Origin of the sequence: Oscillibacter sp. KLE 1728 (assembly GCF_934833455.1) — a bacterium.
Classification (GTDB): Bacteria; Bacillota; Clostridia; order Oscillospirales; family Oscillospiraceae; genus Oscillibacter; species Oscillibacter welbionis.
In genome coordinates this window covers 1-8811 of record NZ_CAKVVF010000086.1, presented here as the reverse complement: position 1 = coordinate 8811, position 8811 = coordinate 1, and the positions used below count along the sequence as shown (strand labels likewise).

At 62.7% G+C, this 8811-nt stretch carries 10 protein-coding genes; 8 read left to right on the top strand and 2 right to left on the bottom strand.

The window, feature by feature from the left end; translation table 11 throughout:
- The 5 genes from QVE23_RS09225 to cysK all read left to right on the top strand — a co-directional run.
- Nucleotides 1-559: ABC transporter ATP-binding protein (locus tag QVE23_RS09225; protein ID WP_287968008.1), on the top strand; the 559-nt coding region annotated here is incomplete at its 5' end.
- Entirely contained in the window at nucleotides 556-1779 is a 1224-nt protein-coding gene (locus QVE23_RS09220) for an ABC transporter permease (RefSeq protein ID WP_287968006.1), read from the top strand. The genes QVE23_RS09225 and QVE23_RS09220, both read left to right, overlap by 4 nt.
- A 129-nt stretch (nucleotides 1780-1908) precedes the next feature.
- Nucleotides 1909-2406 carry an RNA polymerase sigma factor gene (locus tag QVE23_RS09215; RefSeq protein WP_036627189.1) on the top strand — a complete coding sequence of 166 codons (498 nt, stop codon included), beginning with the start codon at nucleotides 1909-1911 and terminating at the stop codon, nucleotides 2404-2406.
- The gene (locus QVE23_RS09210) at nucleotides 2403-3245 is read left to right on the top strand and encodes a DUF3298 domain-containing protein (RefSeq protein ID WP_276895448.1); all 843 of its coding nucleotides are present in this window, start codon (nucleotides 2403-2405) and stop codon (nucleotides 3243-3245) included. Before QVE23_RS09215 ends, QVE23_RS09210 begins: the two co-directional genes overlap by 4 nt.
- 164 nt (nucleotides 3246-3409) lie before the next feature.
- Nucleotides 3410-4339 (top strand): cysteine synthase A, encoded by a 930-nt coding sequence (gene cysK / locus QVE23_RS09205; protein ID WP_136890745.1) that lies wholly within the window; start codon nucleotides 3410-3412, stop codon nucleotides 4337-4339.
- Nucleotides 4340-4397: 58 nt separating this feature from the next.
- Here the strand turns inward: cysK and QVE23_RS09200 are convergent, their stop codons facing one another.
- Nucleotides 4398-5192: a TIGR04255 family protein gene (locus QVE23_RS09200; RefSeq protein WP_025543959.1), complete on the bottom strand. Its 795-nt coding sequence runs from the start codon at nucleotides 5190-5192 to the stop codon at nucleotides 4398-4400.
- 60 nt (nucleotides 5193-5252) lie between these two features.
- The gene (locus QVE23_RS09195; RefSeq protein WP_025543960.1) at nucleotides 5253-6047 is read right to left on the bottom strand and encodes a cell wall hydrolase; all 795 of its coding nucleotides are present in this window, start codon (nucleotides 6045-6047) and stop codon (nucleotides 5253-5255) included.
- Nucleotides 6048-6226: 179 nt separating this feature from the next.
- On the opposite strand from QVE23_RS09195, the gene QVE23_RS09190 reads away from it, so the two are divergent.
- From QVE23_RS09190 to QVE23_RS09180, 3 genes are all read left to right on the top strand, one after another.
- Complete coding sequence (locus tag QVE23_RS09190) at nucleotides 6227-6580, top strand: PadR family transcriptional regulator (protein ID WP_119311164.1); 354 nt, start codon at nucleotides 6227-6229, stop codon at nucleotides 6578-6580.
- Nucleotides 6577-7704, top strand: a complete 1128-nt coding sequence (locus QVE23_RS09185) for a DUF2812 domain-containing protein (RefSeq protein WP_287968005.1) — start codon at nucleotides 6577-6579, stop codon at nucleotides 7702-7704. Before QVE23_RS09190 ends, QVE23_RS09185 begins: the two co-directional genes overlap by 4 nt.
- A gap of 18 nt (nucleotides 7705-7722) precedes the next feature.
- Nucleotides 7723-8811 (top strand): DUF2812 domain-containing protein (locus QVE23_RS09180; protein WP_287968004.1); only part of this gene is annotated, 1089 nt, incomplete at its 3' end.

Genomic DNA, 8811 nt, shown 5'->3' with positions numbered 1-8811 from the left:
GTCGGGAACCTACCACTTGGGGGGCATTGATGTGTCCACCATGGAGGACGACCAGCAGGCGGAGATCCGCAACAAAATGCTGGGCTTTATCTTCCAGCAGTATAACCTGATCCCCAAGCTGACGGTGCAGGAGAATGTGGAGCTGCCGCTGCTGTACGCCGGCGTCTCCGCAGAGGAGCGCCGCGAACGGGCCATCCAGTCTCTGGAGCGGGTAGGTCTGGCTGACAAGCGGAAGAACCTGCCCAGCCAGCTCTCCGGCGGCCAGCAGCAGCGGGTCTCCATCGCCCGGGCCCTGGCGGGGAATCCGTCGGTGATCCTGGCCGACGAGCCTACGGGCGCCCTGGACTCCCGCACGGGTCGGGAGGTGCTGCGGTTCCTGCAGAAGCTAAACCAGGAGGGGGACACCGTGGTCCTCATCACTCACGACAACTCCATCGCTGTCAAGGCCAAGCGCATCGTCCGTCTGCAGGACGGCCGGATCATCTACGACGGGGACGCCAGTGATCCCCAAGCCGTGGTCCAGCCCCAGGAGGACGCGGGAGAGGGGGAGCCGGCATGAATTTCACCCAATCCTTCAAGCTGGCCATCAAATCCCTGCTGCTCAGCAAGATGCGGGCGCTGCTGACCATGCTGGGCATCATCATCGGCGTGGCGGCGGTCATCATCATCACCAGCCTGGGCAACGGCATGCAGAATTACATGAACGCCCAGTTCGAGCAGCTGGGCTCCAACCTGATCCAGGTGATGGTCTACGGCCGCGGCGAGGGCGGCACCCGGGACGTGAGCACGGAAGATATGTACGCGCTTGTGGAGAAGTACCCCCAGTACCTCTCCGGCGTCACGCCCTATGTGTCCGCCACAGCCAAGGTGCGGCAGGGAACGGAGGACTTCGACCGCACCAGCATTTACGGCGTCAGCGAGGCATTTTACCGCGCCGACACCCAGAAGACCATGCAGGGCTCCAGCCTGGAGAATGGCCGCTTCCTCCGCTACATTGACGTGGAGCGCCATCAGAATGTGTGTGTCATCGGTTCCTATCTGGCGGAAAACGCTTTCCGGACGGATCCGCTGGGTCAGACGATTTCCGTCAGCGGCGTGCCCTACATGGTAGTGGGCGTACTGGCGGAGAGCGGCGACAGCACCGAGGGCAGCGTCGATGATGTGATCTACATCCCCTATGCCAATGCCCAGCGGCTGGGGGGCGGATATGGGGACATGTATCTGATGACCAGTACGGACCGGGATACGGCGTCTGCTGCCAAGGGCATCATTGAAAACCGGCTGTTCAAGACCTACCAGTCCTCGGACTACTACATGGTCATGACCTCCGCAGAGATGATGGACGCCATGGACTCCATGCTGAACACCCTGATGATGATCCTGGTCCTCATCGCGGCCATCAGCCTGCTGGTGGGCGGCATCGGCATCATGAATATCATGCTGGTGTCCGTCACGGAGCGGACCCGGGAGATCGGCATCCGAAAATCCCTGGGTGCCAAATGCCGGGACATCCGCAGCCAGTTCATCATTGAGGCCGGCACTACCTCCGCCATCGGCGGTGCCATCGGCATCATACTGGGCATCCTCATGGCCAACGTGCTGACCAATGTCATCGCTCTGGTGCTGGGCACCGGCAACGATGGCTTCGTGGCTATGCCCACGGCTGGCGGCATCGGTGTGGCCTTCGGCGTCTCCGTGGCGGTGGGCATCCTGTTCGGCTATCTCCCCGCCAACAAGGCGGCCAAGCTGAACCCCATCGACGCCCTGCGTTACGATTGATTCCAGCCGATGAAAAGAGACCGGGAGACCGGTCTCTTTTTTGCGCAGAAAATTTTTCAGAAAATTGTTCTCCCTCCAAACTTTTTCCGCTCCCGGCGCGTCTATACAGCAGAACGAACGGAAAGGACCATGAGAAACGTGTCACATATCCTGGAAAAGCAACTGACCGACTATCTCGTAACGGATCAGGCGCGGTTTTACCGACTGGCGTACAGCTACCTGAAAAACAGGGAAGAGGCTCTGGACGCGGTGCAGACCGCCGTCTGCAGGGCACTGGAGAAACAGGGGGAGCTGAAGGAGCCGGAGGCCCTCCGTGCGTGGTTTTATCACATTCTGGTTCACGTGTGCATGGACGTGCTTCGCAGCCGAAAGCGGGTGACGCTGATCCCGCCGGAGGCACTGGACGCCGGCAGCTATGAGGACCCTCTGCCTTCGGACGGCACGCTGGCCCAACGGGTGGACGCTCTGCCGCCAGAGGTGGGGACCATCATCAAGCTGCGGTTCTATGAGGACCTGTCTCTCAAGGAGATCAGCACCGTCACCGGCTGGAATCTGAACACCGTGAAAACCAGACTGTACACCGGCTTGAAGAAATTACGGATATCAATGGAAGGAGATCAATTATGAACGAATTCAAGCGTGCACGAGAAGAATATGAGTCCACCCCCATTCCGGAGGAGCTGGACGCCCGGGTCCGCGCAGGCATCCGGCAGGGCAGGACCAGCAGCCGTAGCCGCGGTTATAAGGTGGTCCGGCGGACTGCGGGCAGCGTGGCCGCCTGTCTGGCTGTGCTGATGGCGGGCCTGAATGTCTCCCCGACCTTCGCGGCTGCGGCTGCGGATGTACCGGTGCTGGGCGGGCTGTTCCAGGTCCTGACGATCCGGGACTATGAGACCGTGGAGAACGGCATCGACTACAAGGTGTCCGTCCCCGGTGTGGAGTCTGAGGGCGACCTGGCCGAGAAGGTCAACGCGGAGATCCAGGAGCGGGTGGACGCCCATCTGGCCCAGGCTCAGGCGGACTGGGATGATTACAAGGATGCATTCCTGGCTACCGGCGGCACCGAGGAAGAGTGGGCCGACCGGGAGATGAACGTGCTTATCGACTACGAGATCAAGAGCCAGACCGACACTACGGTCTCCTTTGTGGTGGATTTCGCTGAGGGCTGGGTCGCTGCCATGCAGCAGCGGTACTGCTACAACCTGGACCTGGCCAACGACAAGGACATCACCCTGGCCGACGTGCTGGGCGAGGACTGGGTCGGCATCTGCAATGACGCCGTAAATGCGAAGATCGCGGCGGATGAGAGCGGCCTCTTCTTCACCCCGGAGCAGGGCGGCTTCACCACTGTGGATGACGCCACCTCCTTCTATCTGAATGAGGACGGCTCTGTGACGCTGGTGTTCCCCGAGTACAGCATCGCCGCCGGTGCCGCCGGGATTGTGGAAATCCCCGTGGTGGCCTGAGTATACCATCTCAAAGCGGCCCGCCTGTCGGCGGTCCGCTTTTTTTCTTCCATATCCTATAAAAATGCTATGAATTAAAGGCGGATTTTCGGCAAATGGTCCGTTGCAAACCCGGTGCGGCAGGTGTATCATGAGGCTATTCATTCAGAACGGAGGGATTTCCGATGCCTATTTATCACAGCGTCACTGAGCTGATCGGCCGCACGCCCTTGCTGGAGCTGTGCAATTACGAGCGGAACCACGACCTGAAGGCCGTGCTGTTGGCCAAGCTGGAGTGCATGAATCCCGCGGGCAGCGCCAAGGACCGGGTGGCTGCCAACATGATCGCCCGGGCGGAGACGGAGGGCCGTCTGGCTCCCGGCGGCACCATCATCGAACCTACCTCCGGCAACACCGGTATCGGTCTGGCTGCCGCGGCTGCGGCAAAGGGCTACCGTGTGATTCTCACCATGCCGGACACCATGAGCGTGGAGCGCCGGGCTCTGATCGCCGCCTACGGCGCGGAGATTATCCTGACGCCGGGAGCGGCGGGCATGGCGGGTGCTGTGGCCAAGGCGGAAGAACTGCATCAGTCCATTCCCGGCAGCATCATCGCAGGACAGTTTGAAAACCCCGCCAATCCAGCGGCACACGAGAAGACCACCGGCCCTGAGATCTGGGCGGACACGGAGGGGAAGGTGGACATCTTTGTGGCCGGGGTCGGCACCGGCGGCACTGTCAGCGGCGTGGGCCGGTATCTGAAGGCACAGAACCCCGCTGTGCGCGTGGTGGCCTTTGAGCCCGCTTCCTCGCCCCTGCTGACGGAGGGCCATGCGGGCCCCCACGGCCTTCAGGGCATCGGCGCCAACTTTGTGCCGGAGAATCTGGACCGCAGCGTCCTGGATGAAGTCCTCACGGTCACGGATGCGGATGCCTACGCTACGGGCCGGGAGCTGGCCCGGACTGAGGGCATTCTGGTGGGCATCACCTCCGGCGCCGCCGTGTGGGCAGCGGCCCAGCTGGCCCGACAGCCGGAGAACGCCGGCAAGACCATCGTGGCCCTGCTGCCGGACAGCGGCGAGCGGTATCTCTCCACTCCCATGTTCCAGAAGTGACAACATGTACAAAAAGCCCGGGAGACGTCCGTACACGTCTCCCGGGCTTTTTCGCAGATTATCCGGCCTCCATGGCGTCCCGGAGCCTGTCGGTGACAGCACCTTCAAACAGGCGGGTGGAGTGGCCGTGGAGCGTCTCCAGCGCACCGGCGGCCAGGGTGCAGGGGGTGTTTCCGGTCATGGACAGATCCATGTCAAAAATGAACTTCACCTCCGGGTCCTGGGGAACGCCGGGGGCGTTCCGCTTCACCACACCGGGGCCCGCGTGGACCTTGGCCTGACAGCTGGAATCCAGCTTCAGCGTCAGATCACAGGCGCAGTTGAGAAAGCGGTCCTCCGGGAGCTCCGCCTCCTGCATGGGAGCGGTGTAGGCAGGAGAGAACAGCTCCGCCCAGCGGGCACCCTCCAGCCCCAGCCGGGCACGGGAGAAGATGTTCACATACCGCAGGCCCACCCGCTGGAAATAGGCGGGCTTGTACAGCCGGATAAAGGCGGCCAGCGGCTTGTCCAGCTGGCGGGCAAACTCCTCCCACCCGGGATAGTGGAGGGTGGACAGAGCGATGAAGTCCTTGGTGAGATTCAGCTTCCACTGGTTGTCCTCGGAGACGAAGTTGTGATTGGTCACCGGAGGCTGCTGCTCCACCTTGGGATTGGGGCTGCCCAGCCCGGTGATGCGGGGCGGCGCGGCGTCCTGGCGCCGGGCATACTGGGGGAACTCCGCGCGGATGGCCTCCTGAAAATCGGCGGGCTCCACGCTGTTGATGGTGAGAATAGACGGGAACCGCAGCTGGCAGATGACCTCATGGGCCGGGGCGTTGCGGTAGTGGGTCCGGGGATGATCGGAAAACAGCATGTGGCTTGCTCCTTTGCTTCTTGATGGCCCTATTTTAGCCCCCTGGCTGAGAAATGTCAATTACAGGTAGAACCGGTGGCAGCCGATGGTCTTGAGATACGCCCGGTTGGCGTTGATCCAGGTGCCCTGGGACAGGGCGGGCGCGTAGAAGTAAAGAGCCTTGCCGGCGGTGTTCTCGCCGTTCAGGACCCGCTTGGCCGCCTCCACGGATTTGGCCGTGGGGGGCAGGTACACTGTGCCGTTGGAGACGGGCGTGAACTGGACGTCGTGCTTGCGGTCAAAGATCACGGCGGGAATGGTGTTGGGGAACTCCTTCGCCGCAACCCGGTTCAGCACCACATTGCCCACGGCGATCTGGCCGGTCATGTTCTCGCCCCGACTCTCGGCGCTGATGATGCGGCTGAGCCAGTAAAGGTCCATGGCGTTGTGATCCGCGCCGGGAGAGGTCACCGCCGCGCCGCCCAGCTGGGGATCCCAGGCCACGCTGCCGCCCAGGGCGGTGGCCAGAGTCCGCAGGGGGATGTAGGTCCGGCCACGCTCCACAAAGACCTTGCCGCTGTATGTACGGCCGTTGACCGTCACGGTATTTCGGGACGGGTTTGCGGTGACGGACTGGCTGCCGGAGGCGGCGGCAGCCACCTTTCGGCTGCTGTCCCACCAGACGCTCCAGCCGCCGAAGGCATCCAGCAGTCCCCGGAGGGGAACATAGGTCACGCCGCTCTGCAGGTAGTTGACGCCCTGACTCAGAACGGTGCCGTCCACCTGGACGGGTACCACCCGGCTGGGGGCCGCCTTGACGGTGGCGCAGGTCAGGGTAAGGGCGGCCAGCAGGCCGCAGAGAAGTTTTCGTTTCATGGGGAAAATTCGTCCTTTCTGGTTTGTCGCTGCTGTACAAGAGCATACAGGAGGGAGGGGGCGGGCTGCAACCCTCAAAACATTCCAGAGCTGGAAGCGAACAGACAGCTTGACAATATCGTGCAACGATATTATAGTGAACCCAGAAAGTATCGTGTTTCGATATTAGGGGGGATACCATGGCCAGGGAGCCGCTGAAAGTCCTGACGGAGAGCATGTTCTATGTGCTGTTGAGCCTGCTGCGGCAGGAGCGGTGCGGCACGGAGATTGTCCGGTATGTGGATGACGCCACCGCCGGTCGGGTACCCCTGGGGCCAGGGACGCTGTACACGATTCTGGCAAAATTTCAGGAGGAGGGCTTGATCCGGGAGGCGGCGGTGGAGGGGCGGAAGCGGACCTACGCCATCACGGACCGGGGCCGGGCCCTGTTCCGGCAGGAGCTCTCCCGCCTGCGCCTCTGCGTGGCCGATGGCGAGCGGGAGGAGCTGGCGTCGGAGCGGCTGCTGCCGGGGATGAGAGAGGAGGCACCGTGAAAAAGCGTTTTCTCATGCCGGAGGCCTATTGGGATACCGCCCTTCTGGAGCGGTGGCTGGAGGAAAAAGCTGTCCAGGGCTGGCGGCCGGTGTCATTTTCTCGCTATGGCAGCGGAAAGTTTGAGCCGGCGGAGCCCAGGAAGCTCCGGTATCGGCTGGAGCCCCTGCGGACAGAGACCTATGACGCCCAATGTGAGCGGGAGGAGACTTACCGGGAAATGGGGTGGGAGCCTGCCGGCATCCTGGGGGACTATCGGGTCTATGCCTGCGCGGACCCACAGGCGCCGGAGCTGTTTACAGATCCCTCTGCCCTGTGTCTGACCTGGGAGAGGCAGCTGCGGCTGTTCCGGCGACATAGGCTGATCTCCATGGTGCTGATTGTTGTCTGGACGATCTTGCAGTTTCGCAGCCTCTGGGAGAGCGGCCAGCCGGTGGAGGTGTTCCTGAAAGGGATGTGGGCTGTGTGGCTGCTTGCGGTGGTCTGTGCCCTGGAGTGGCTCTGCGGCAATCTGCGGGCGCTGCGGGGCGTTCAGCGGATGCGCCGCCAGCTGGAGGCGGGGATGGCGCCGGATACTGAGGACCTGGATGCGTCGTTACGGCGGCGGAGGCGGCAGAATCTCGTCTCCTGGGGGATTTGCGGACTGGTGGCTGCACTTGCCGTATCTGTATTCGGCAGCCAGCAGGAGATGCCCTTGTCCGACGCGCCAGAGCCCTTGCCCTATGTCTCCATGGAGGCAGTGGCCCCGGAGGCCGCCGCCCTGCCCTTGGATTCATCTGTTTACCGGGAGAGACGGAGTCTGCTGACGGATCACCGGGAGGTCAGCCAGTTCCGCTGGGATTTTAAAGCGTCCCTGTGGGCCGGTTTCGACCGGGTGCGGTTCACCTTCCTGGCGGAGGCCCTGTATCGGGAACGCTTAGCGAATTTCTTGGACACCTGGTCCGTGGTAGAGGTCCGGGAGGTGGCGGACAGCCGCTTTGACCAAGCGGTGGTGATCGACACGGATAAAAACCGATGCTTCATCGGCCGGATGGGGCGGGCGGTGCTGATGGAGCGGGTGCGGACAGACCGGGACCTGATGGACCACCTGGACGACTTCGTCGCCGTCCTGGCGGAGTTTCAATAGAAAAAGAGGGGAAACGCCATGCTGAAGCTGATGCCCATGAACATTTACGACGTAGCCGCCCAGCAGGCCCGGATGGAGGACCAGGCCGCCCGGGGGTGGTTTGCCGTCTCGGTTCCCGGTATTTTCTTCCTGGCGGTCTTTGAGAAGGGGGAGCCAAAGGCTGTTCGCTACCGACTGGAACCTGCCCCAGTAAAGGAGAGCTGCCCGGACCCAGAGCGCCTGGCGGCCTACCAGTCTATGGGCTGGGAGTATGTGGACACCTCCGGCAAGTCCATGCACCTGTGGCGGTGCGACGATCCCGATGCGCCGGAACTCCACACGGACCCGGAGACAGAGGCCCAGGCATATGACCGGCTGTTCCGCCGCCAGCAAAAGGTGACGCAGTTCTGGGCCGCGGTCACGGCGCTTCTGGCAGTGCTGGCGGTACAGACGCTTCTGACAGAGAGAACCCTTCTCGTATGGAGTGTGCAGGAGTGGAAGCCACTGTGGCGGGAGGCCGCCTATTGGGGCTTTCTGCTGGCACTCGCATTGGCGGCGTTCCGGCAGTGGTGGTCTCTACGACGGTATCTGCGGCCTCTGCGGGCGGGAGTACCCGTGTGCCACAGGCGGCCTTACCGGCTGGCCTGCGGATTGTCCCTGGCGATCATGCTGCTGTGGGGAATTTACATCGCATCACTCTGCGCCGATATGGCGGACCCCAGATCGCGGCCCTTTGAACCGGCGGAGACCTTTGACGGGCCGGTCCCATATATCACGGAAAAGGGATTGCAGGAGGTCCAGGCCATCCACTGGGACAACTGGCTTACCACAGACCAGTGGTGGACCTTTGAGGGCATGGGCGACTGGGAGACGGAGAACCGCTACTACCGCCTCCGTTTCCCCTGGCTGGCGGACGATCTGGTAGACGGCATCTTGGCGGACTACCAGGAGAAAGGCTGGCCCATCATGGCCTGGCAGATCCCCGGACTGGACGAGACCTGGGTGTCCACTCGCGACGACTACGGGTATTGGTTCCTAGTGGTCCGGCTGGGGGATCAGGTGTGGAGCATCTCCACAGGCACCACGGAGCCAACGATAGATCTGGCGGAGCGGTACGCTGCCGTCCTG